Here is a 24,499-nt window from a genome sequence, read left to right as displayed (position 1 = left end):
TTATCGGTTAAAGTTTAATGGTTTCTTTGTAGTTGCCGGTGCACGAAAGGCCGCACATTTCATCGTAAGCGGTTTGATATTCAAGCTCTGCTACTTGATAGTGATGACGTCGTAATAATTGCTTTGCTTGGGCAAGCGAAGTGACACATTGCACGCTGGTTTCCTCATCCAGTCGAATAAAGTTATCTTTGTCATCCATTGCACCAACAAGATAATGTGGCGCGTCGGCGACACCAATGATGCGAGGCTGGGTCGACGAAGTGTGTAATGTTTGGTTGAGTGACTGACGCATATCCATAATTATCTCCTATTAAGCAGCAGTGACTATCGCTACAGAGCATTACGCTCGAAATGCTAAAAGGGTTCAGCCTATTTCTGTAAATGAATGGGTTAACATTAGGCTGGCACCATACATCAGACGCCAGACATAAAAAAAAGCAAACCACATGGGTTTGCTTTTTAGCGAGTCTGTTATGAATACCGTTGAAAGTAGCCTATTTGAGCGTGACCTTCAGTGTGACATCCTCACTGCTTGGTGTGCTCTGCACTGAAATGTAGTACCAACCATAATCAGGTTGCTGAACAACAACTTGCTCCTGAGTCCCCACATTGGTTGACTTCCCCGTGTTGTTGTCGGCATCAGGCCAGCTTTCACCGACGTATAGTTCCAGCTCTCCACTTCCGTGACCAGTTTCGGCGGTTAAGCTTTGCGTGTCTCTTGGAATGTAGATGTAGAAAGATGAACGCCCGTTTTCAACACAGATAGGGACACCATTACTGATGCTGCCATAATCTTTAGCCGTGCAGGTGGCACACATGTTTTCTAATGCTGTTGGTACTTCCGGCTCCACTGGTTCAACAGGAGTTTCTGTCGAATTGTCAGTTAGGCTAACGGTCATTGATACACCGCTGTAGCTTGAGTTGGTATCGATGGCAATGTAGCGCCAGCCGCGATTAGCGACAACATGTAGTTGCTCATTATTACCACTCGCTTCAGACTTAGCTTGCGAGCTTGTTGCTGATGCCCAAGTGTCTGCACTGAAGTAAATGTTGGCATTGCCATCACCGCCTTGCGTGCTGATATAGAGATCGGTGTTGTCCTGCTCAACCCATACGTAGAAGCTTGATTTACCGCCGCTTACGCACTCTTGTTTTTCAAGGGTTAATTTACCAGAACTAATTGTCGCCGCGCCGCAATGTGCTACCACGCCATTATTTGGATCGCTTGGGAAGGCATCGCTGTTGTCGCCCACACCGTCTCCATCAGTATCGACCGTTTCAGTGGCATCGTTAGGGAAAGCATCGCCGTTATTGCCCACGCCGTCACCATCTGAGTCTACCGCTTCAGTCGCATCATTAGGGAAGGCGTCGCCGTTATTGCCTACGCCGTCACCGTCAGAGTCGACAGATTCAGTCGCATCGTTAGGGAAGGCATCGCCGTTGTTACCCACACCGTCTCCATCAGAGTCGACAGATTCAGTCGCATCATTCGGGAAGGCATCACCGTTGTTACCCACACCGTCTCCATCAGAGTCGACAGATTCAGTCGCATCATTCGGGAAGGCATCGCCGTTGTTACCCACACCGTCACCATCGCTATCAGTAGTTTCAGATGGATCATTTGGGAATGCATCTTGGCTATCAATCACGCCATCGCCGTCAGTATCAACTGGTACGGTAACATTACCATCGAGCAATTCGTCAGTAATTAGGTACTCATTGATCTCTTCCTCTTGGTCCATCACAGCTACGCCTAAACACTGATTGTTTTCATCAGTAATGGCTGCGCGGCGGTTACCAAACCACTTCCAAGTGGTGGCACTGTCGTAGGTCTCACCGTTAGCTATGGTAGTAAAGCCAAAGCTCTCACTGAGCTCTCCGGTTTCATTGTCTACGCGGTGAATACGTACAGGTGTATTAGTGGTATTTGTAAATGAGAAGTCAGCTTCAAATGGACCCACTAAGTGCTTAGCTTGAAGATCACAGCTACCAATGGTATTCGCTGCTGGAATGACTTCTGGTTCTGCCGCGTTAGCGATAGTGGTTTCATCAATGGTAAAGTCAGCTGTTGGATTATTGAGTACGCCGACACTTAAACAATTAAGACGCGCATCGGTTACCACAAAGCGACGGTCACCATACCAAATATCCGATGTATAACTTTCGCCTTGGTTGAGTGTGCCATAGCCAAAGTCAAAGCCCGTGGCGGCGCTTTCATACTTAAGTTTGCCAGTGAGGTTATCAACACGGAACAAGCGTACAGGGTAATCAGTGGTGTTAGTAATCGTGAATTCGTGTGATTCGCCTTTAATTAAGTGTGGTCTTACAAGATCACAGCTTCCAAGAAGATCTTGTGCTGGGATCTGTTCAGGAATTACATCTTTTACCAATTCTTGCTCAATCGTGAAGTCGTTGCTGGCATGGGTCATTACGCTCACACCTAAACAGTTCATTGCGTTGTCGCTCAGCATCATGCGATCGCCTTGACGCCAATTTTCAGAACTGTAGCTTTCACCAAGATTCAGCGTTTTATAATTGTTAGCAAAGTTGGCTGTGCCTTTATTATTGTCTACCCAGAACAGCGATACTGGTGTGTCAGTGCTGTTAGTAATAGTAAAGTCAATTTTCTCGGCATCGATATGACGCGCATATTGCTGAGTTAGTGCACACTCACCTATTACATTGTTTGCGGGTATTGTGGCAGCTGGTGGGGCAACAACATCGGCATTCGCTAAGACAAACGCTTCAAAACCAGATTCAGTGCGCTCGGCCACGCCTTTGAGTACTTCTGTATAGGCATCTTTGTCACCGGCTTGCAGTGCTTGGGTTACCTTCACAATTTCGTCAGGGTGCTCTTCAGACAAATAACGCATTGCGTAATAACTCCAAGGATAGAGCTCATCGTATCCATAAGCCATAAACAGTAGGTTGTAGAGCGGTGGAATGGTCTTGCCTTCTAGCGTGTTATTGGTTCTTGGGTGATCATGACCGTTGGCTAAATACTCTGCCATACCTTCTGACCAAGACACGTTGTAGTCGAACGAACCGTAAGAGCCTTTTTTGATATAACGGCCATCTAGGTAATGCACAAATTCATGGCGCAGGTTATAGATTTGATCTTCATATTGGCAAGAGTTGCCAACCCATGAATCCGGGCACTGCATGGCAATAAAGCGTGCCTGATTGCCTACAACCTCAGGTGAACCTTCAAGGTACATACCGCCATTATCAGTACTAATACCAAAGAACTCTGGGGCATATTTTTCATAATCTTCAGGTGAAGCGAAGGCTACGACCTCAAGTACTTCATTTTGATCGCCTGCTACCGGAATGCCATTAGTATTAAAGAAGGCGTGAAACTCAGCTTCTTGCTCGGCCAAGTCGGCACAAGATTGAGTTAGCGTTGCTTGTGAGATACTGCTTTGAGCGCGAATGATTAACTTGTCAGTACACTCATGACGCACGCTTAAAATATCTTCCTCTTTTGGCGGCACGATACACTTACCAAACAAGGCATCACCGGCTTCACATTGGCGCTCGGCAGATTCTAAGTAATTCTTAGTCACCATAGTTTCGGTCGCCTCAAGAGAGATGATCGCCGAAATTTTGTCATGAACTTCTAGCACTGTACTGTCAAAGCGTGCTTTTGCTTCATCAGTCGCAATGGTTGATATTTTTCCTAGCGCGATAAGAGTATGTGGCACAATCCACTTTCTATCGTCTTCTGCAGGCCAACGCATATCAAGTGAAGTTTCGCCTAGATAAGCAAAAGAGCGCATAACAGACAATACGTCGAGCATATTGTCGTTATAAGCAGCTTTTGTTGCAGAGTCACCATAATAGGCCGCAGAATTAATGGCCTTTAGCAGCTCCATTGCCGCATCACCCGCGTTGTTACCTGCAAATGGGTTAGATTGCTCTGAGTAATATTGAATACTGGCAAGGAGATGAGGCAGTAGATCTTTAAAGTATACCGCTCCTGCACCACGCTCGAAATTCTTCAATGCACCAGCAAAGCCTTCTTGGATAACGCCGCCAGCATCGCCGATAAAGTTAGTCATTTTGGCTACAGCCTGCAGCGCAATGCTCAATTGCTGCGCTTCAGCATCTGTCATTGCCTCTGCGTAATATTTATATGATGCGAGAAAATATAGAAGTTGGTTTAGATCTGGATCGGCTAAGTCATCAGCGCTTGCTAAGTAATGTAGCGCTTCAGCAACGTCAGTAATGGGATCTTGGCTTGCTCCTGCAATGGTTTCAAAGTCGCTATAGCTGGCGGCCAGAATGGTTGCAATCGTAGCACCATATTGGCTCTTAGAGGTGATAGCAGGAGCTGGCAGAGCAACGTCAATATTGGTATTAAACACAATGTAGTCACCCATAGGCGGTGGTACATCTCCCCCCGTAATAGTCACTTCTAATGTGGTTTCTTGAATGTTGCCATTAATTTTAAAATATCGTTCACCAGCACGAGAAACAAAAGAAAGCTGCTCGTCATTAGTGCCTGGAGTATTACTAATAAGTTCTTGGTTGCCGCTCCAGTCGCTGCCATCGTAGAGTATTAACTCGGCATCACTACCGGTATAGGTGCCACCTGATGTACTGATAGTGACATTACTGTTTTCGTAAGGAACATTAATATACAGGTAATGACCATAATCGGTGATGCAGTGAGTTTGATTCGCCGGTACTTCACCTTGCCGGTCTAAGGTTTTGTCGCCGCACATTTCTGCAGCTTGTACAGCTCCGACGTTGATTGATGCAAGGATCGCACTGGTTAAGATGGATTTGCGCGAAAGAATATTGGGGAAGTTGGTTGTTATCTTTTTTATCATAGTTATATAACCTCAGTAGGTTAGAGGGTGTTGAGGTTAGGTGCTATAACCTTAACCGGATCCCTAAATTAGTCGTATCAACTTCCTTTTGACTGTAAATACTTAACCATCCGAGTTAAGCTGCTTGTTATTTTATTGTTAAATTTAACCGAACCTTAACAATATAATGTATACAAAGTCAAAGTTTGATGAAATTTAAATGAGATTTAGGTTCATAAAAAAGAGGAAAAAACTGAAAAGGTGGAGCAAAAAGTGAGTTCTATCTCTTGCTGTTATGGATCCTGCCTGCAGGAAGTTTTTGTGAAGATTAATTAAGTTTAAAAGTCGCTATTTAATTAACTAGGTATACTAGCGGTAGTGGCTAATTAGCCTTTGATTTTTGGAGTATATAAATGCAGTTAAAGACGGTTATAGTTCCGGCTGTTTTGGCGTTTAGCCTAAGTGGTTGTGGTTATTTTGGTGGTGATGAAAAGCAGCAATTAGAACAAGCTTGGTTAGCCAAAAATGAGCAGTTACAGCAAGTAATTGAACAGATCCGTACTCAAGGCATTGAAGCGGTAGCAAATGGCGCCGACGCAGGTAGTGTTGCTGCTTGTGTTGCCAGTAAACTGGAGATGGATCCAGTTGGTGAGCTTGTTAATGTTGAGGGCGCTTTAGTCGAGTCGGCAAAGATTGCAGAGCTGCTTAGTGAACTAGAAGGCTTGATGGAGCAGGATTTTAGCCTAGAGAATATGTCTAGCCTGCTGCAAAAAGGCGCCGATGCGGCGGCTTACGCTAAACAGATCATTGCCGAACAAGGTGTTGAGCAAGGGTTACAACAGTTGCAGCAGATGGCAACGGCAAGTGAAGAGTTTGCTAGCCAAGATTTAGGCGCGCATTTTCAGCAGCTATTGCTCGAATGTCAGCAACAAGCCAATTAACTTCCAATAAGCATTGGCTCAATGAATCATGGCTCAATGAATCATGGCTCAATGATCATAGCTCAATGAAAAATGACCACTATTAAGTGGTCATTTTTGTATTAGGATTGGTGTTTATCGCAGACATATTTAGGCTATAGCTACTCGAGATCAATCGTCACTACGTTAGTTACTCCAGGGGTGACATTGATCATTCCGGTGGTGTAGAACTTGCCTTGGTCTGATTTTGCTTTCAGGTAATATTGGCCGCTATTAAGCATCGTCGTGCGAGTATCGTACGCAGCTATGCTTTTATCTGCCATCCAGCCATTGTCATCAACGGCATATAGGTATTGATCGCTTTCCATTGCTGCCCCACTATCTTGATGGAAGGCAACGAAACGCACCATGGTCATGCCTTTAGGGTTTTTTTCAGATTCAATTGAGCGAATAACGCCAAAATCTCTGCTCGTTTTCCCCGTCAGTGCGGCATAAACATCTTCAGATTGATTTGAATATTGTGGTTTGTCGTGGCTGTAACCTGGATTAGAAGAGCCGCTAGTGGATGAGCCTATGCTAGCGATATCTGAAACGGAATCTGCAATGTTTTTGATGTCGTTACTTTTGCAGGCGCAAAGGCTTAGCACGAATGTGCAAAGAAGAATCTTTTTCATAATTTACTCCATGTAAGTCAAACACATCCTTTAAAATGACCATAAATATCCCGAGTAACCACTCACGGTGGTGCTTGACATAAATACAGTCACTTTACTTTATCGGCTAAAGTAGCAACCGCTAAATAAGTCGTCAATAGTACAGACGTCTACTTCTGGAGGTATTACTTTTTACGGCCGTAAACTTTAACACCTGCTTTAGAACCATCAGAGTTACCGAAGACTTCCAGCTTTTTTACACAGCGACGGTAAGCGAAACCACGCCAGTCAGTGTGTTGGTTTTTCTTTAGATCACGATAGAAGCGAATTGTCTTAGTCTGGCCGTTATTAAAGGTGACTTTGATTTTTTCTAAATGCAGATCGCGCTCAGCCTTTACACGAATCGCGTCAGTTTTACGGCAAATCAATAGCGGAATTTTTGCGCCGTGATCGCCGCCGCTCAATAAGATCGTACGACCTAAAGTAATTTGCTCATCAGCCATAGCAATATTGCTTACTGCTAGCATGCTTGCAGCCATCATTAAGCCAGCCACAAAGGATTTGATATTCATATTTTCGGTTAGTGAATGAAAAGGGCGGCTAAATTAGTCTTTTGTTTGCTTTCGCGCTAGCAAATATTGAATGAAGTTAGACATCACTAGCAATAATTTGAATAAGCGCAGAGCGACAAGTTCGCTTGCTGCTCAATGTAAGCTTGTAAGCTCTAGTGGTAATAAATAGGTGATATTTACTTAAGTGTTAAAGATGCTGTCATTGGTGATTTTATCCACCCTGTTGTGTTGTGACTTTTTTGCTGGCTAGTTAAAAGTGCTGAAAAATGTCAAATTTTTGGATTTTATCAACGTGACTTAGGTCATGTTTTGCGTCAACATAGCAGTATTAAGTAAGTGATAGTTAATTTAGAGTCTGGCTCGATTGCCGCCTTGTAAAGGGCGCAATATTTGGCCTATAGAGGAATGAAGTGATGAGATCGGCAAACCCAAAAATTGTGATTGTAGGTGGTGGCGCTGGTGGTTTAGAGCTAGCAACGCAATTGGGGCATAAACTGGGTAGAAAAAACCTAGCCCAAATTATCTTAGTCGATAAGAATCGTACTCATATTTGGAAGCCATTATTGCATGAAGTGGCGACGGGCTCACTGGACTCTGCGCTTGATGGCGTTGTGTATTCTGCTCACGCAGCTAAACATGGTTATCAGTTTCAGCTAGGCACATTTTGTGGTTTAGATGAGAAAAGTCAGTCACTGTCTGTGGCGCCCATTATTGATGAGGCGGGTAAGGTGATGTTGCCTGAACGTCAAATTCAATATGACAAATTAGTCATCGCAATTGGTAGCGTCAGTAATGACTTTAATACTCCAGGTGTTAAAGAGAATTGCTTCTTCCTAGACTCACATCAGCAAGCGAATCGTTTTCATAATGCGTTGCTAGACAGCTTTACGCGAGTGCATCAGTCAGAAACGATTAATGAGCTTAATATTGCCATCGTGGGCGGCGGCGCAACAGGTGTTGAATTATCGGCTGAACTGTACCATGTAACCGATATGCTTAAAGTTTACGGCTTAAGCAAGATGACGGCTGAAAAACTTAATATTCACTTGATTGAGGCGGGTGAGCGTATTTTACCAGCCTTGCCTGAACGTATTGCCACCTCGGCAAGAACTGAGCTAAGTAAATTGGGGGTTAATGTGATGGAAAACACCCGTATTAGCGAAGCGACGGCTGAAGGTTTTGTGACCTCTGAAGGTCAGTTAATTGAAGCTAACATTATGCTTTGGGCTGCAGGCGTTAAGGCGGCAGACTTTATTAAAGATATCGGCTTTTTTGAGCTTAACCGTGCTAACCAAATTATGGTTAAGCCTAATCTACTCAGTACCGTAAGCGATGATATTTACGTGATTGGTGATTGCTGTGCTTGTCAGCAAGCCGATGGCAGCTTTGTGCCACCAAGAGCACAATCTGCGCATCAGATGGCAGAGTGTGTCGAGAAGAACATTCTTAATGAGCTGAAAGGTGAGCCGCTACATGATTATGTGTATGTCGATCATGGCTCACTGGTTAATCTTTCGCGTTATAGCACAGTCGGTAGCTTGATGGGCAACCTAACTAAAAACAGCATGTTTGTTGAAGGTAAGATTGCACGCCTGGTTTATATTTCGCTATATCGTATGCATCAGCAAGCCATTCATGGCACCTTAAAGACCATCGCGTTATGGTGTGCCGAAAAGCTGATGCGAGTGGTGAGACCGAGAATGAAGCTGCACTAGTTCGCCTATATGAGTCAGGCTTGAGTCGCAAAATGAGAACTCAGGCCTGTATTTAGGCTGAAACGGGTAAAGATAGTAATGGGTAGACCACTTGGTCTCGACCATTTCCTTTGGCCTGATAAAGGCATAGATCGGCCTCTCGTAGCAGGTGAGATAAATCCATTCCTTGGCGATAATGACTGATACCGATACTGACTGTGATCCCCACCTCTATATCTATACTCTTATCTTGTACTACAAAAATAGCACTCGCTATCTGAGCTCTGATTGACTCAGCTAAAGCAATCGCTTCTTTGTTGCCAGCAGATTCAACAAGCACGCAAAATTCTTCTCCACCAATACGAAAAATATTGTTATCGCCCGCTATACTGCTTAACAAATTGGCACAGCGCTGAAGGATATGGTCACCAGCCTCATGGCCATAGTTGTCATTAATATGCTTAAAGTGGTCAATATCTAAGATCAGCATATGCATGTTTTTATCGTTTTTGTTCATTGATTGCGTGTCAGCCAGCGCAAATTTTCTAGTGAGCGCAAGTCGATTAAAGCTTTGGGTGAGTGGATCTTTGAGGGCTAGCTTTTGTAGCTTAGCTTCCGAGTGGGCTCTATTTTTTTCGTAGGTATGAGAAACAATCCAAATTATCAGATAACTGCAGATAAAGTTGACTAAGACAGGGCTTAAGGCAAGGCCATACTTATTGATGAGATCAATGGTAACCATAATAAACATGATAAAGATGGGAATGCTTGCATATTTTTTACCAAGAATAAGGTAATACACTGTAGGGAGAACTAATGCCCAACAAAAAATAAAGCTATTGATTGCAGAGATATAAACGGCATAGATGACTAGGGCCGTTAGACTGGAAACATAGAGGTGAGTTTGCCAAACTTTATGTTTATTGTTGTACACCCGCCACAATAAATAGAATGAGAATAGACTGTAAAGGAACTGTAAATAGGCTAAAACTGGCCACTTCCCACTAATAAATAGGTTGATGATACCGAGAAAACAGCCTATTGCACCTAATAATCCACACACACCTGCTAATACAGAGCATCTTAGCCGATGAGTGTTATCTAGCTCTATAGCATCCATGTTACTTCCATTCCTACCTTGTTGCCTACATGTTATTGTACTTTGGGTTTATTTCAAGCAACCATTTAAAAATAATAGCAATTAAAGGAACTAATATGTGCTTAAGAGTGTTAAATAACCTCAATCCGAACTTTCCTGTAACGGGCAGAAATATGAACTGGTTTAGGCCTATAGAGGCGAGTTTATTTCATTTCCCAAAAGGGTTGGCTAAGAAGGGGCTAAGTGTAGCGAAAGCCAATGAACTTGATATCGGCCCTGATGCGATATTTTGCTGGCACTCTACGTATGCCAGTGTGGCCTCTGTGATGGGGGACAATATCCAAGGTTATGCGACAGTTGATGGCATGAATGTAAAGGGTCTAGTGGTAAATGCGTTGTACGATACCCCAGCGACCTATGGTGAGCCTAATCCACAATTGAAAAATGGCAACATTAGCGTACTACGTTGGCCACAGTATATTTTAGATTGCTTTTCGAGTGTTAAGTCTGTGGTCGAATATGCACGCAATAATCATTTACAGTTAATTCAAGATAATGTGCCAGAAGGGGGCAATGCGACAGCATTAGTGCCGAGTAATATTCATCTTGCGATATCAGATAAAGATGGGCAATCAGCGATTATCGAAGTGAAAGAAGGCCAATTGAGTGTCTATTCTGGGGAAGCAGATCAAATCGTAACCAATGAGCCTGATTATCCGACCCAATTAAATATTTTAAAATATTGGCAATATCAATGGGGGCAAACGGAGCCTGCAATCACGACGCCAATGTTTACCGTTCCAGGTGGCACATCACCTACGCAAAGTTTTGAGCGAGCCGCTTTTTATTTGACCTTATCTGATGCCGCACAAGATCCTGCTGCTGTGTTGGCGCAGACACGTGCGCTGATGCAAAACGGTGCCGTGCCATTTCTCTTTAACCCAGATAAAAAGGCTGAGGCAACGTGTACGCGTTGGACGAACTTAAGTGACCATAAAGCGGGTCAATATTACTTTATTAACCCACTGAATATGATGCCAGTTTGGCTTGCTACGAACGCTGAAATTGATCATTGCGCCAAAGTTCAGCTTATTTCGGTCAACAATGACAAGCAAACAGCTAATAATCACCCTGAACTTCAAGGTGATATGGTTAGTCATTTGCAGCGCTGTGAAGATCCCTACGCGAATTTGCTTTAGTGCCAATATCGCTCTAAGTCACTATCGCTGTTGTAGCCACCATTTTTTTAGAGTGGGATAAGCCAGGCTGACAAAGCCACCAATCAGGCAAGCCCACATAAGACAAATCAGTGCCGCAACACCGTATAACGCGACTTCATTGTCAGCGTAAGCAATATAGAGATGATGCGTACCTTGAAGTAGCCCGGCAAAAGCGGCAAAGCAAACGATACTGATTAAAATAGCTTTTAACATATTGTACTTCCTTACTTTTGTTGGTTTTAAACAATTTAGGCGAAGTTGGTACTATAAAAAAGTACCAACTTCGTTAGTTGAGAGCTTGGTGCTATTTATTTTAATGCTGCTTCTACACGATCGCGTATTTGTCGTGACTTTTCTTTGGTAAAAAGGCTCATTAGCTCGGCGCAATCTGCTTGTTCAGCCAATATGTCGACTAGATCTACCTTGGTTTGAATATGTAAAAACGGCATTAAGGATTTGATTTCATTTCGGCGTGCCATGGCGGCAATATAATCGGCCATGCATGGATGGTAGTTTTTGATCATATATAGCAGCAGGTATTCAGGTTTCACATCATGACTAAATAACCAATCAAGCATTGCTTGATACGCAGCCTGTTCATAATCATCTTCATCGCACTCTAAGCGAGTGGCTAAATCCATTTTGCCTTGTAGGGCAAGCTGGTCCATATAGCCGGTAACAAGCTGCTCGAAAATAATCTTGTAGCTACGATAACTATGATTAGCCAGTAAGTGCAGCAAACGGCCGCAGCGTTCATCATCAAGTAGCCACAAGTATTGGCCTAAACTATGACTTTGGCGCTCTTTTAGGCCAGTAACCGTTTCGTATTCTATACATTCACTAAACTGAGTTGCAAAGGCATCATAGGCTAAATTCCCCTGCAGGTACGCCCATAGATTTTGCTTAAGTAACAGTTCACGCTCTTCACTACTAGGCAGTTGGGCAACGGCGTTAATCACGCTTTGTGCATCGACGCTGTCATTAATGATAAGCAACTGACCTGCGATATAAAGCTTGCCGTCACGGGGGAAATTCTTGTCGGCGACTAAGATTTGTAATTCGTCACCGACATGCTGGGCGATAGTGGCATTAATCCAGCTCATCTTGTCACAGTGACGAGTTTGGTTAAGATCGGCATTGGGGTGCAGGGTAACTGGCAATCTCAGTTTTTTGGGTAGGTCGCTTTCGTCTGATAAAAAGTCAAAATACACTGTAGCATCTTTAAACTTACGCTCAATCACCTGTTCCCACGAGTTATTATTGAGTTTGATAAAGTCCTCAAGGCATTGCTGTAGCTCATTATCGAGTGCCAACGGGCGGCTAGGGAAGCGCATTGCCACATGCTTATGAAAGCTAAGCTTAATCGGTTGATAACTATAATCTAGGCCGCACAGTAACGCCTTGGCATCTTGGCGTCTTGCTGCAGCTATCATGCCCGGCTCTGTAACATCAGAGTCTTCATCAACGAGCTCACCCATTAATTCCACTAAATTAAGGTAATCATCCGTGCGTGATGATCTATCGATATACTGCTCAACTTGATAGGTCTGAGTGAAGGCTTTATCGATGCCATGGCTGTTGAGCATATCGAAAAAGTTTATTTCATCTTGCGGTGTGTCAAACATGCATCTGCGGGTATGTTCGCTAAAGGCTTTACACATCAGCCCGATAATTCTAATCGGCGCCATAGCGACTAATAATTGCCAAATACGCTTGGCGATTAACGCTTCTGGGCTATTGAGCTGTTTAAGCCAAAAACAAGCTAGCACCACCCGTTGATAATCTTCATCATAATCATTTAAAAACAGATAGCTCTTCTGCATTGGGCTGATTTTAGGGAAATGGAGTACCGTTTGGCGGCAGATATCTTGGCCATAAAGGTGCTGGTTTAACAGTGCGATTATCTGTTTTTGATGTAGCTCTGGCGTTGGTCCAGTAAAATAGCCTTTTACCTGTGCAAGCTCGCTGTCGTTTAAGCCTTTTTCAGTAAAGGGACCTTCGCCTAGAATATCGGCGTTTTCTAGCATCAAGTTAACGGCACGCTCAAACACGCCACTCAGCTTGGTTTGCAACGCCTGAGTGTAGTCATCATTAATATTGTGCTGTTTATCTTGCAAAAGTAAGTATGCGCAAAGAGCGTCGATGCCGAGCTCATCTTCAGGCCAATCTTGGCTATTTAAGCAGGCTCGATTAGCAAATAGCTCATCACTTTGCTCAAGCATATCGGCAGTGACGACACTGTCCATATCGCTAAAATCATCGAGCAGGCTCTCAAGGGATTTTCGCTCTTTTACGCTTATTTCTGAGTCAAGTTTTGCTGTGGCGTCGATTGGCATAAAGCGAGCGTAGAAGCCTTCAACACTGATAATCGCTTGGTATACAGACTCTCCGCTCAGGATATCGCACAGTTCATCATCGAAGGGCTGCTGGCCGAATAAGCGATAGAAAATATCGATAAAACGCAGCATGGTTTGCGCGCTGCGCACTTGGCTTTGTGGTTGGGTGTTAGCTGCTGTCATTGCTTCAATATCAGCGCCATTATTAGAGCTGTTATTGGCGCTGTTGTTAGAGTGAACATCTGAGCGAATGCTGACTCGGCGAATGAAGCCGTTCACCGTTTCCTCATCCATGTCATCATCTATATCTTGCATTAGATCTTTTGCTAGGTAATGCAAAGGTTCATGGAAGTTCTCTCGCACAGAATTAAAGTTATTCATCTCCCAGCAGGTTTCGTCGATAGTTTCGAAAAGCGACAATGCATGCTGTTTACAGTGCTTAATAAAATTAAAGGATTGAATGTCATCAAGTACTTGAGGATTTTCACCTGTAGAGATGTATGCGAGTAGGTCGTGGCTATTCTCTAGGCTAGCAATAAATTCGCTGAACATGTGCAGACCGCCGAGATACTTATCACGGTCCTTTTCGCGCTTGTCGCGTTGGCATCGGAGCGCTTGCTTATGAGCAACGCTACCGGCATAACAACACAGCGGTTTGTTAAGTTCTAGTTTGAGTTGGTTTTGTAGATCCATCGCCTCATTTTCGAGGCTGTCATTAATAAAATGCCCGGCTAGCTCCTGATTTCTATCTTCATCATGTTGGCCGCAGCACTCTGCAAGTAGTGTGGTATAGATATCCAACACGGGATTTTGCTTATAAAGAGGCTCATTTTCGCTATAAACTAAGACCGGTAAGCCATTAAAGCGCTGCTTTACTAACTCAATAAAGCGTGGGTATTGCGCTGGATTAGCTTTTAAGTAATCCCCAAGAGGCTGATATCTAGGGGTTGGCTGCTCCCAATCACTGCCGTAGAAAGCGAATCTAAACTGTGGATTGTCACACCAGATAAAGGCGTTAATCATTGCCTCACACCAGCCATGTTGCTCAAGTAAGCTTAACAACATATCTTCATAGCCGGTTGCATGTTCATCATCCCAGTATGGGATAAAAAACTGCGCTAAATAGACTGCATCGTTAGCATCTTTGGCCGCCATCATATAAAGCGGTTCTGCGCCAAATACCCGAGTATCATCGAGCCACATTTTACTGGTGTCGTTTTCAAAACGGGCGTAATTGACCATGGCTTGGGCGGTATTACGCAGTTGCGGTATTAGCGATTCATGTTCAAGCGCGAGGGCAAATAGCAGGGTTTCAGACAGATAAAGCTCGCGGTCGCTGCTAACGATATAATTGCTTCGATAGCCGCCGTCTGGATTCAGGCTCAGCGCCTTCATTGCTAGCTGTTTATCTTGTAGGTTATCAAGCTGCAGATGCTCACGCGCGCCGCTGCTGTTATCCATAAATACCAAGTTTAATCGACCGCTTTTATCAAAGGCTTGATGAGCTTCTAGTTTGGCTTGATAGATTTGTAAGGCTTGCTCGATGCTAGTGGCTTGGTGGCGGTTAAACTCGATAACTTGCAGGTGGCTGAATGCGTCCATACTTCTGTCCTATTAACATTGAATCCATTCCAAATATGCTGGAATGCCGACGATATTTACATGGGAGATTAACTGATTTATTGTTTGATAGTAGAGGTTTAGCTAATAAAGTTACTTTATAACTGGAAATGTGTGATGACAGTGGCACAACGTGCTTGTTGCTGGCGAAAATTCATTCGATGCAATGCGATAGCTTGATGAATGCGTGGTCTTCTGTATATGAATGGTACCGATTGAACTATCAGCTACCCCGAGTCATATCTAGATTAAACTGAACTAAAATAGTGACCTTATTTTAGTTCTTTTATTTTAGCTATCTTAACTTAGTTATCTTATGGGGCTTGAAACTGTGGCTTTTGATTGTTTACTATGCGTGCTAATACGATATTTATCGTCATCATAAAAAGGAACTATACATGGATTGGTATCTTCTTGCTTTTAAAAAATATTTTGATTTTTCAGGCCGCTCAAGACGTAAAGAATATTGGATGTTTGCCTTATTCAATATCATCTTCAGTATTGTTCTATCAGTGCTTGATACCCTGTTTGGTACCATGAGTTTAGAAACCGGATTGGGACTGTTTAGTGGCTTATATGCGCTAGCGGTATTTATTCCTAGCCTTGCGCTATCCGTTCGTCGTCTGCATGACATCAACAAGAGTGGTTGGTGGTTGCTGATCTTATTGATCCCATTTATTGGTGCGATAATCCTGTTGATTTTCTTTGTGCTTGATAGCAAGACTGAAGACAATAAGTGGGGCTGCAACCCTAAACTGGCTTAATACTGTTGTAGAGTTAGCGCGTAAATAAAAATGCCTGTCAGAATGTGTGACAGGCATTTTTGTGAGTGCTTTGCACCCATGGCTGGCTAGGGCTTATTTACAGCCTGCAGCGCCTTTATCTACCCATACACTGGCAACGCCAGGCTCATCGCCTTTTGTCCACCACTTTGCTTGCCATTGACGGCCGTTGTGCATAGTAATGTCGTTGCCGTTATAGGCTACGCCTTTGTTCCAGCCAAGTTGTACATTGCTGACTAATAACCACTGATCAGCAGTACGCGATGGCGTATTACCTTGAGTCCAATATTTAGCTTGCCAAACTAGGTTGTCGTGACTCACTACGTCGCCGCCTGTGTAAACGCTAGCTGATTGCCACGCAGGGTGGTTAGCGGCATCTGGATCGGTTGCGCCGCAGCCGTTATCACCGCCATCATCTTTAACGTTCACTTTTACCAAGCTTGAGGCGCTGGCATCTAAGCTGCCGTCAGACACAGTTACAGAAACGCTAAACTCAGTTGCCTCTGTTACCCTTGGCGCAGTCATCGTAATGCTATGGCTGCCTTGACCTGTAAAGGCGATATCCGCTGGTACGGTCCAAGCATAAGTTAGCGCGTCACCATCTGCGTCAGCCGCTTTTGCATTTAGGCTTACTTTCTTAGCAGATTCCACTGCAACACTCGTCACTAAGCTTACGCTTGGTGCTTGGTTAGCTGCAGGGGCTTTATTGGTCACAGTAACAGTATCTGTTGCTGACAAGCCTTCGATATCGGTCACTGTCAGGCTAAATTCATATTCAGTATCAAGCTCAACGAGTTCTAACTCGATATTGGCAATGGCGCTATCGTTGTTGCTGATGGTTAGCGCAGGGCCAGAGACTTGAGTCCACAGATAAGTTAATGCGCTGTTTTCAGGATCTCGAGAGTTGCCACCGTTTAGCTCGGCATCTGCCGGGCCCGTCACTGTGATATCAGCACCGGCGTTAGCAATCGGCGCTTTGTTTACAGGTGGCGTCGTGCCTTCACCGTGACCTAAGCCTTCGTGCATAGCATTAAGTAAATCACCGTTATCGGCATCGATTTCCCAAGAGAAAATACCGGCAAGTTGATTGTCTAATACATATTGGCCTTTGGCTTTAACCGAACGCTCATCATCATAAGTGATTAAATCACCGCTTGAGGCTTTAAATAGGTAAGGCGCTTCAGCTGCAGTGTCGTAACCATATTCCCACTCTGGGCTCATGTGGTTATTAACGATGTCGCGGTAATCAATAACGCCATCTTCCCAAGTACCTTTGATAGGACCTGTGGCAGTACCAGTAAATGGATTGCCATTGCTGTAATCGCTGACGCCCGTCCAGCCGCGGCCATACTTAGCCACGCCTAGAACCAGTTTAGCCGGTTCAACGCCTTGCTCTAGCAAGATACGCGTGCCTTTATCAGCGGTGTATTTAGTGTTTTCTTGCCAGTGACCATCGTAAAGGGCAGTCTGATGGCCTAAATCTGTGTTCTGCCATGCGCCATTGAAGTCATAGCCCATCATAAAGATGTAGTCCATGTACTGCTGAGCATCGGCGTAGTTAACGGCGCTAAGTTTGTCGTAACCGACGTTGATAGCTGAAGTTAGCTGATAAGTGCGGCCAGTTTCAGCGCTTAACTCGTCAAGCATTGCGCGCAGTTCACGCATCAAGGTTACGTAGGTTTCGCCGTCTTTGCTGCTACCTAGGTTAGGGTTAGCGCCGCCGCCACCTGGGAATTCCCAGTCGATATCTAGACCGTCGAAGAACTTCCACGTTAATAGGAATTCACGAGCTGACTCAATGAACGTGGCGCGCTTAGCTTTGTCATCAAAGAAGAAGAACGGATCTGACAAGGTCCAGCCGCCGATTGATGGCAAGATCACTAACTCAGGTTGCGCTTGCTTAAGTGCCATTAACGCGCCGAAGTTACCTTTGTAAGGCTCGTTCCAGCCTGAAAGACCTGATTGTGACATTTGAATCGCCGCCCATGGATCATGGATTGCGACTTTAAAATCTTCGCGACCTTCACAGGCGCGTTGCAACGCTTGGAAACTGCCTTCGATAGTTTTTAAGCTGTCGTTGATACCGTCACCACCACAGATTGGCGTAAAGCCATACAATACGTGAGTTAAGTTTTGCGCGGGCATTTTTTCAACCGGGAACTTACGGTCGTATACGCCCCATTCAACGTAATAAGTACCGACGACTTTACCTGTCTTATTTTGGTATGGACGGTTGTTTTCAAGCATCGGGGCATTGAGCGGTTTTAGGTGGCTACCGTCGGTATCTGCAACCACAATTTCTTTGCTGGTACTCATTGAGCAGCCATCAGCATTACATAGGCCAACCTGCATTTGATAGCGGCCACCTTTGCTCACTTTAAATGTGGCTTCACCTGACGCGGCGGCGGGGCCTTGCCAAACTTCATTATCGTCTAAAAATACCTTAGCAAGGTCACCGAAGTCACCGTTCCAAAGGTTCCAGTTAACCGACACATCAGCAGCGTCTTTGACTTTTATTAGTTTATTGTAAGCCGTTGCAGATTGGTCGACTTCGATGATTGAGAATTGTGATTCACCCCAGCCTAAGCTTGGTGTGCCTGGCAGCGCAGCATAGCTGTTAGCCGCGAGCAGTGAAGAAACCACTAATGTGGATATTGAAAGTTTAGCTTGCAAGAGAGTGTTCCTTATTGAGTTTTCAATAAGGCAAACAAAGCATGAGCACAGTTAAACTAGCGCCAAGAGTATTGGTGCTAACTTATGGTTGGCGTCCCCGCTATCTTAGGAAATTCCCTTAGACCGGAAGCTTTGCGTCCCAGCATTTCTACTGGTTTGCCTTTGTCTATTTAGTCAGTCTAGTGTGCTGACTGGCATGTAGCATAATGCTAAAAATAATAAACGCAATAAGTTGTTGAAAATATAGGGTTTACCGTGCTTTGCGTGCCAATAGGTTGACATGTTTAGCCTGGAGGGGAGGCAATGAGTATGCGCTTGTAATTGATGTTTGATATTGATTTTATTGAGATTATTTCAATTAAAGTCGCTTCACTAAATTAGTGATGGCTTTAATAAACGGCAAGCGCCAAAAACTGGTCACTAAAAATATTCTTTTAACCAAAGCCTTAACAGCATGAGAATATCCTTACTCTGGGCGATATGATGATGTAAGCCTGATGAAAATCATTTTCCTTCAATGTATTTGTGACCGATTTGGGTTAATAAAAAGGCTGCCATTTGGCAGCCCTTAGTTACTTCAAGCGCAGATTAACGTCCGCCAGGCTCGGCAAAGCGGGTCATCCAGTCTTCTACTTGGTTGTACCAATAGATAGAGTTATTTGGCTTCATGATCCAGTGATTCTCATCAGGAAAATAGATCATTTTAGATTCGACGCCACGGGTTTGTAAGGTGCGGAACAGCTCAAAACCTTGTCCTACAGGTACGCGGTAATCAAGCTGACCGTGGATCACCAAAGTTGGGGTGTTAAAATTCTCGGCAAAGTAGTGCGGCGAGATCGATTTGTAGATCTCAGGCTTTTCCCAGTAGTTACCAAAGCGAGTACTATGGACCGAGAAATCTGCTGCCATTTGCGAGTACATGTTGTACACCGCTGCGTGGATCATCAAGGCATTAAACGGATGCTCTTGGCCCAAGATTATCGAGGTTAAGTAACCGCCGTAACTTGCGCCCCCTGCCACTAAACGCTCGCTGTCGATCCACTCTTGCTGTTTAAACCAATCCGTAGCTTTAAATACATCTTCAAGTGATTTGTTCTTCCAGTCAGGGTTGATGCTATCGGCAAACTCTTGGCCAAAACCACTTGAACCATGAAAATTTGGCCATGCAGTGACATAACCCCAAGAAGCAAAGGTTTGCGCGTTCCAGCGGTAGTGGAAACCATCGGTAATCGCGCTGTGTGGGCCGCCGTGAATCAGCATCATTAGCGGGTATTTTTTACTGCGATCGAACCCCGGTGGGTAGTGTACCCACATCTGTATATCTTGGTCGTTATAGCCTTTGTAGGTTACCGACTCGTAAGTGCCCATATCGACATCAGCAAGAATGTCATCGTTGAAACTATCTAAACGGGTGGTTTTACCGTTGCGTGGATTAATAGTGACTAGACGTGCTGGATATAAAAAGCTGTCGTTAGTCGCAACGATAGTGCCGTCTTTTGCCATCACAGGTTTACCAAAGTTAGTGTCTTTGGTAATGGCTTTTACTTTGCCGTTGTTAGCATTGATATGATAAATACGGCTGGTGGCTGCATCATCAATTGCGGCGTAAAAGCCTTTGCTGTCTTGAGTCCAGCCAAAGCGTGATACTGAGCGATCCCAAGTGTCGTTAATCACTTTGGGTTGACGCTTTTTCATATCCATCAAGACGAGACGTGATGTATCAGCATAGAAACCGTGAATAAGTTGCTGAGTAAAGGCTAAGGTTTTGCCGTTAGGGCTAAACTGCGGATTGCTGTTTGGCGCTTCATTATCTGGTGTTAGGTTTTGGGCGTTACCGCTGCCGATTTTAGCTAAGAAGATATCAATCTTTGGGTCGACTTCACGGGTTTTAAGTGAGGCATCCCAGCCGTTAGCGGTAAAGGCAATCCACTGCTCATTTGGCGCGATATCGTAGCTTGAGGCGCTTTGTGATGAACGCGGTAGCTGCTGTTTTAATGGCTGAGTAATAGCTTCGATTTCACCGCCTACAGCAGGGATACGAAACACGTGCGCTTCACGGTCTTCATCAATCCAGTGGTCAAAGCTTGAATAGGGCAGAGCGTTCCATTGGTGAGCCGATACCTTATTGTCTTTGTCTGCTTTTAGCTGAGCAATCATTTCATCCCAGTTTTTTCCTGGGAAAATACGGCTAATAAAGTAGATGTGTTTGCCAACCCACCTCATACCATATACGCCGCCTGGCACATCAGTAAGCTTTTGTGCTTCGCCTGGGCCGTTCATTGGCAGCAGGTATATTTGACCTGCTTCATCGTCGTCACGCTTGCTGATAAAAGCCAGTGTTTTACCGTCAGGGGAAAAAGTGGCTTCGCTTGCGCGCATGCCTTTAGCGGTTAATGCTTGTTGGCTATCGCCGTCTTTGTTAAATAACCAAAGCTGGGTAGAGCCTTTATCTTCCGGTACATCATATTGGGTAACAGGCGCGATAATTTTGTCGCCCTGCGGTGAAATAATTGGACTGCCTATACGGTTAAGTTGCCACAGCACATCAACCGAAAGCGGTTTGGTTTGTTCTGCAAATGCGCTTGCCATTGGCATAAGCATACACAGCAACAGGATCCCGGCTTTCTTCACGAGTGGTTCTCCTTGGGAGCAATTTGTTGAGTTTTTTATTAGTGTTTTAGCCAGTTTGTTACTGGCGAAGCTAGTATAGCCGCGAATATTGCGAAAAGGATATCAATATCAAAAGGCTGTTACAGATGGTTACGCAACTGATTTAAGCCAAGATTAATTACAGGGAATAGAAACAGAATTGAGAAGAGAGTGAGACTCAAATAGAAATGGCGGCTGAACCTTGAGTTCAGCCGCCATTATCTTTTGCGCTTTTAGCTATGATGCTAGCTGTGATTAAGCGAGATTAAAAATCTTCGTCATCGCCACCAAAATCACCGAAACCGCCGTCATCAAAGCCGCCAAAGCTTTCATCACCACCAAAACCGGTGTTAGCAAAGGTGTCTTCACTCGCATACTCAGAAGCGAAACCTGAGTTGTCATCTAAGAAGCTAGAACCAGCTTCTTCTGGCGCAGCGGTATCAGCAGCTGCAGTTTCTGTTGGCGCTTCAGTTTCTGCAGCAGCTTCAGGAGCAACTTCTGGCGTTGCTTCTGCAGTTGCAGTATCTTCACCACCAAATAGTGCATTGCTAATAAGGTTACCGGCAACCATACCCGCTGCAACACCGGCTGCAGTTTGCATAAAGCTACCAAAAGCACTTGGCTGACGTACAGGTTGAGGCTGCACTGGCGCTGGGTTAGTACCGCCCATCATACGGCTTAATGTGCCGCGCTCTGATTCTTTTCTGAAGTGCTCAACTTGTGATTCTAAGAAGTCATTTTTTGACTTCATATCTTTAAGCGCCATCTCTTGCACGATGACCGCTTGAGTTAGCTTGTAAACGATATCTTCTTGAGATGCGATCTCTTGGCCGATTAGGCTTTCAGCTTCTGCATCTTTTGGCTTGTTTGGGCTAGCCTTTAATTTATTGGCTACGTTTTGGATTAGTTCTTGTTCTTGCGGAGTCATGTTTCAATTCCTAATGTAAGGATACGTCTTTACGTATTTGACGCGCATCCTAGCCTAAGGTTCACATCCTGCGTATCACTAATAATTGATTAGCTAATCAATAGCTTAAATAACTATCAGTTAACAACATTTAACAAACAAGCAGCTTTAAATACTTACAAAGATTAAGAGAATTTTATCTAAAAAACAGCAGGGGATTGAGGTAAGTAGAGGTAGATTTGCTGAAGAGAAGAGTATGGCAACCGCAATCGCTCCGGTTGCCATCTGTTATTTCATTCAATCTTGAGTGTTGAGATTGAATGAAAAGGTGATTTTAAAAAGACATAAACAGACCCACAACGGTTGCTGATAATAGGTTTGCCAGCGTCGCTGCTAGTAGCACTTTCATACCGACAGACGCAATGTAGCTAGACTTATTTGGGATCATAGTGCTGAGCGCTGCAACCACCATAGACACAGAGCCGATGTTAGCGAAACCACATAGAGCCACGGTAATAATCGCCACCGATTTCGGTGACATCACTTCACCTGTTGCGGCAACCACAGTTTCACCAGATATATAAGGCGCAAAACCTGCGTAGGCCACAAACTCGTTTAGTACGAGTTTTTGCGCAATAAAGTTACCGGCAACATTGGCTTCAGCCCAAGGTACACCAATTAACCAAGCGATGGGTGAAAATGCGTAACCCATCAATAGTTCAAGTGTTACGTCTTTAAAGCCAAATAGTCCGCCAGCCCAGCCAATCATGCTGTTTAGCATGGCCATTAAGCCGATACAGGCAATCAAAATTGCGCCCACTACCGCGGCAATTTGCATACCGGCAATGGCGCCTTTAGCAATCGCATCGATAAAATTAGATGGCTTTTCATTATCAGGCAGAGCTGGGACATCATTCACTGGCTGCTCTGTTTCAGGGATCATCAACTTTGCAAATAACAGACCCGCTGGCGCACTCATAAAGCACGCCATAACTAAGTAGCGAACTTCGACGCCCATGCCTGCAAGACCTGCTAATACAGAGCCTGCAATGGAGGCTAAACCACCGACCATGATGGCAAAAATTTCTGATTTGGTTAGGTGAGGGTGCCAAGGTTTAACAAATAGAGGCGCTTCAGTTTGGCCGCATACTGTGTTGGCGATAGCGTTCATTGATTCAGCCTTGGAAGAGCCAATAGCCTTTTGCAGTCCGCCGCCGAGTACCTTAACAACAAAGGTCATGATGCCCATGTAGTGCAGCAAGCTGACTAATGATGCGGTGAAGATAATGGCTGGCAATACCTGGAAAGCAAAGATAAAGCCTAAGTTTTCAACCTGGAAGGTGACTAAGTTGCCGAATACGAAACTAATGCCTTTAGCTGCAAAGCCAAGCACGTTGGCGACGCCATTTGAAACGGCTAATAATACGTTAGCGCCAAAGCTGGTGGCTAATACAAAGCCTGCAATGGCGAGCTGAATAATGAGTGCGCCACCGACTGTACGCCAGTTGACTTGTTTTTTAGCATTACAAAAAAGATAACCCACAACTAACAGGGCTGTGATGCCTAATAGAGATTGCAACATTATAAGAGGACCTATTTATGATTAATTCAGTTGGTTGATTACGTTGATTAAGCGCTCAACATGTTGTTGAGCCAATTGCATAACGGTATTTTGATCGCCACCCTCATCAGATGTTGAATTCATTTCAAAGGTGATAACCGTATCGACAATCTCCATTTGTGCAGCTTTGATAGGGTGCACAGCGGCTTGTAAATACTGCTCTAGAGGCAAGAAGTTAAACTCTCCTGGCTGATAGGAGCTCGCGGTTGCGCCACAGGTGATAGATAGAATCACTTTCTTGTGTTTTAGCTTGTCTCCTTCAGGGCCGAAGGCGAAGTTGTAGGTAAATACTTCATCAAACCAAAGCTTCATTAAAGCGGGGTAGGTGGACCAGTAAAGGGGAAACTGGAACACGATAATATCGGCTTGGCTCAGTAATGCTTGTTCAGCTTGGATGTTAATCTGATAGCTGGGGCAGGCCTCATCGAGTTTATGGATCGTAAACAGGCTTGTTGTATCGAGCCGTTTAAGAATTTCGGTGTTAGCAACGGAGCGACTGAGATCGGGATGGCCCGAAATAAGCAGTATGTTACTCGTCATGTCTTTCATGTTTTCTACACTTAAAATTAGTCAAAAAGTAATGTTAAAGTGCGCGCAGTCTCCTCAGTTTTTTAGGTATGAGGCCGCCTATCGCTTTATAAAACAAAGTGATAAACCCTATTAAAAATCAGGTTTATACATTGGGTTATAAGCGTTTTATTTTTTAGGTCTAGATCTACGGCGCGCTAATATTGCATAGCGGCCAAGTAAAGTAGATTGGCTTAATGAGTTATTGGTATTGGAGTCACATTTAGGCGCCAAGTTGAGTGTGATGCATGCATGTTTTGCAGGTAAATCGACAGGTTTTGGCTCGTGCAATTATATAAAAGTCTTATTTATTAGTTTGTTAATTAGCTGATAATTAATTATGGCTAATAGATGTCTTGAGCGAGTTAGTTG

At 44.4% G+C, this 24,499-nt stretch carries 16 protein-coding genes and 1 riboswitch; of the genes, 4 read left to right on the top strand and 12 right to left on the bottom strand.

Annotation, left to right across the window (positions count from 1 at the left end; all coding sequences use genetic code 11):
* Nucleotides 1–7: 7 nt before the first annotated feature.
* Complete coding sequence (locus ACVBIK_RS02740; RefSeq protein ID WP_447169046.1) at nt 8–298, bottom strand: DUF6482 family protein; 291 nt, start codon at nt 296–298, stop codon at nt 8–10.
* A gap of 196 nt (nt 299–494) precedes the next feature.
* A complete protein-coding gene (locus ACVBIK_RS02735; protein ID WP_447169045.1) occupies nt 495–4,835 on the bottom strand; it encodes a collagenase in 4,341 nt (1,446 codons plus the stop codon).
* Nucleotides 4,836–5,227: 392 nt separating this feature from the next.
* Between ACVBIK_RS02735 and ACVBIK_RS02730 the strand changes: the two genes are divergently transcribed.
* Complete coding sequence (locus ACVBIK_RS02730) at nt 5,228–5,755, top strand: hypothetical protein (RefSeq protein WP_447159471.1); 528 nt, start codon at nt 5,228–5,230, stop codon at nt 5,753–5,755.
* A gap of 140 nt (nt 5,756–5,895) precedes the next feature.
* Here ACVBIK_RS02730 and ACVBIK_RS02725 read toward each other — a convergent pair whose 3' ends face one another.
* The gene (locus tag ACVBIK_RS02725) at nt 5,896–6,408 is read right to left on the bottom strand and encodes a hypothetical protein (protein WP_447159472.1); all 513 of its coding nucleotides are present in this window, start codon (nt 6,406–6,408) and stop codon (nt 5,896–5,898) included.
* A 164-nt stretch (nt 6,409–6,572) separates the two neighbouring features.
* Entirely contained in the window at nt 6,573–6,959 is a 387-nt protein-coding gene (locus tag ACVBIK_RS02720; RefSeq protein ID WP_447159473.1) for a DUF2541 family protein, read from the bottom strand.
* A 413-nt stretch (nt 6,960–7,372) separates the two neighbouring features.
* Here ACVBIK_RS02720 and ACVBIK_RS02715 point away from each other — a divergent pair, with 413 nt between their 5' ends.
* A complete protein-coding gene (locus ACVBIK_RS02715; RefSeq protein WP_447159474.1) occupies nt 7,373–8,674 on the top strand; it encodes an NAD(P)/FAD-dependent oxidoreductase in 1,302 nt (433 codons plus the stop codon).
* Between the two features lie 52 nt (nt 8,675–8,726).
* On the opposite strand, the gene ACVBIK_RS02710 is transcribed toward ACVBIK_RS02715, so the two are convergent.
* A complete protein-coding gene (locus tag ACVBIK_RS02710) occupies nt 8,727–9,773 on the bottom strand; it encodes a GGDEF domain-containing protein (RefSeq protein WP_447169044.1) in 1,047 nt (348 codons plus the stop codon).
* A 95-nt stretch (nt 9,774–9,868) separates the two neighbouring features.
* Here ACVBIK_RS02710 and ACVBIK_RS02705 point away from each other — a divergent pair, with 95 nt between their 5' ends.
* Entirely contained in the window at nt 9,869–10,951 is a 1,083-nt protein-coding gene (locus ACVBIK_RS02705; RefSeq protein ID WP_447159476.1) for a linear amide C-N hydrolase, read from the top strand.
* A gap of 21 nt (nt 10,952–10,972) precedes the next feature.
* Here the strand turns inward: ACVBIK_RS02705 and ACVBIK_RS02700 are convergent, their stop codons facing one another.
* Both ACVBIK_RS02700 and ACVBIK_RS02695 read right to left on the bottom strand, forming a co-directional pair.
* Nucleotides 10,973–11,185: a hypothetical protein gene (locus ACVBIK_RS02700; protein ID WP_447159477.1), complete on the bottom strand. Its 213-nt coding sequence runs from the start codon at nt 11,183–11,185 to the stop codon at nt 10,973–10,975.
* 95 nt (nt 11,186–11,280) lie between these two features.
* Nucleotides 11,281–14,910 (bottom strand): hypothetical protein, encoded by a 3,630-nt coding sequence (locus tag ACVBIK_RS02695; protein ID WP_447169043.1) that lies wholly within the window; start codon nt 14,908–14,910, stop codon nt 11,281–11,283.
* Between the two features lie 416 nt (nt 14,911–15,326).
* On the opposite strand from ACVBIK_RS02695, the gene ACVBIK_RS02690 reads away from it, so the two are divergent.
* Nucleotides 15,327–15,692 (top strand): DUF805 domain-containing protein, encoded by a 366-nt coding sequence (locus tag ACVBIK_RS02690; protein WP_447159479.1) that lies wholly within the window; start codon nt 15,327–15,329, stop codon nt 15,690–15,692.
* 93 nt (nt 15,693–15,785) lie between these two features.
* Here the strand turns inward: ACVBIK_RS02690 and ACVBIK_RS02685 are convergent, their stop codons facing one another.
* From ACVBIK_RS02685 to ACVBIK_RS02665, 5 genes are all read right to left on the bottom strand, one after another.
* On the bottom strand, nt 15,786–18,383 hold the full coding sequence (locus ACVBIK_RS02685; protein WP_447169042.1) for a glycosyl hydrolase family 18 protein: 2,598 nt from the start codon (nt 18,381–18,383) through the stop codon (nt 15,786–15,788).
* Between the two features lie 87 nt (nt 18,384–18,470).
* Nucleotides 18,471–18,554: riboswitch (cyclic di-GMP riboswitch) on the bottom strand.
* A 417-nt stretch (nt 18,555–18,971) separates the two neighbouring features.
* Nucleotides 18,972–21,014: a prolyl oligopeptidase family serine peptidase gene (locus tag ACVBIK_RS02680; protein ID WP_447169041.1), complete on the bottom strand. Its 2,043-nt coding sequence runs from the start codon at nt 21,012–21,014 to the stop codon at nt 18,972–18,974.
* A gap of 283 nt (nt 21,015–21,297) precedes the next feature.
* On the bottom strand, nt 21,298–21,960 hold the full coding sequence (locus ACVBIK_RS02675; protein ID WP_447159482.1) for a DUF2076 domain-containing protein: 663 nt from the start codon (nt 21,958–21,960) through the stop codon (nt 21,298–21,300).
* Between the two features lie 313 nt (nt 21,961–22,273).
* Nucleotides 22,274–23,521 carry a NupC/NupG family nucleoside CNT transporter gene (locus ACVBIK_RS02670; RefSeq protein ID WP_447159483.1) on the bottom strand — a complete coding sequence of 416 codons (1,248 nt, stop codon included), beginning with the start codon at nt 23,519–23,521 and terminating at the stop codon, nt 22,274–22,276.
* A gap of 21 nt (nt 23,522–23,542) precedes the next feature.
* On the bottom strand, nt 23,543–24,109 hold the full coding sequence (locus ACVBIK_RS02665) for an NAD(P)H-dependent oxidoreductase (RefSeq protein ID WP_447159484.1): 567 nt from the start codon (nt 24,107–24,109) through the stop codon (nt 23,543–23,545).
* Nucleotides 24,110–24,499: the final 390 nt, after the last annotated feature.

The organism is Shewanella sp. 125m-1, assembly GCF_052977065.1.
Note: the sequence above shows the minus strand (reverse complement) of the source record. Positions and strands in the feature narration are given on the sequence as shown.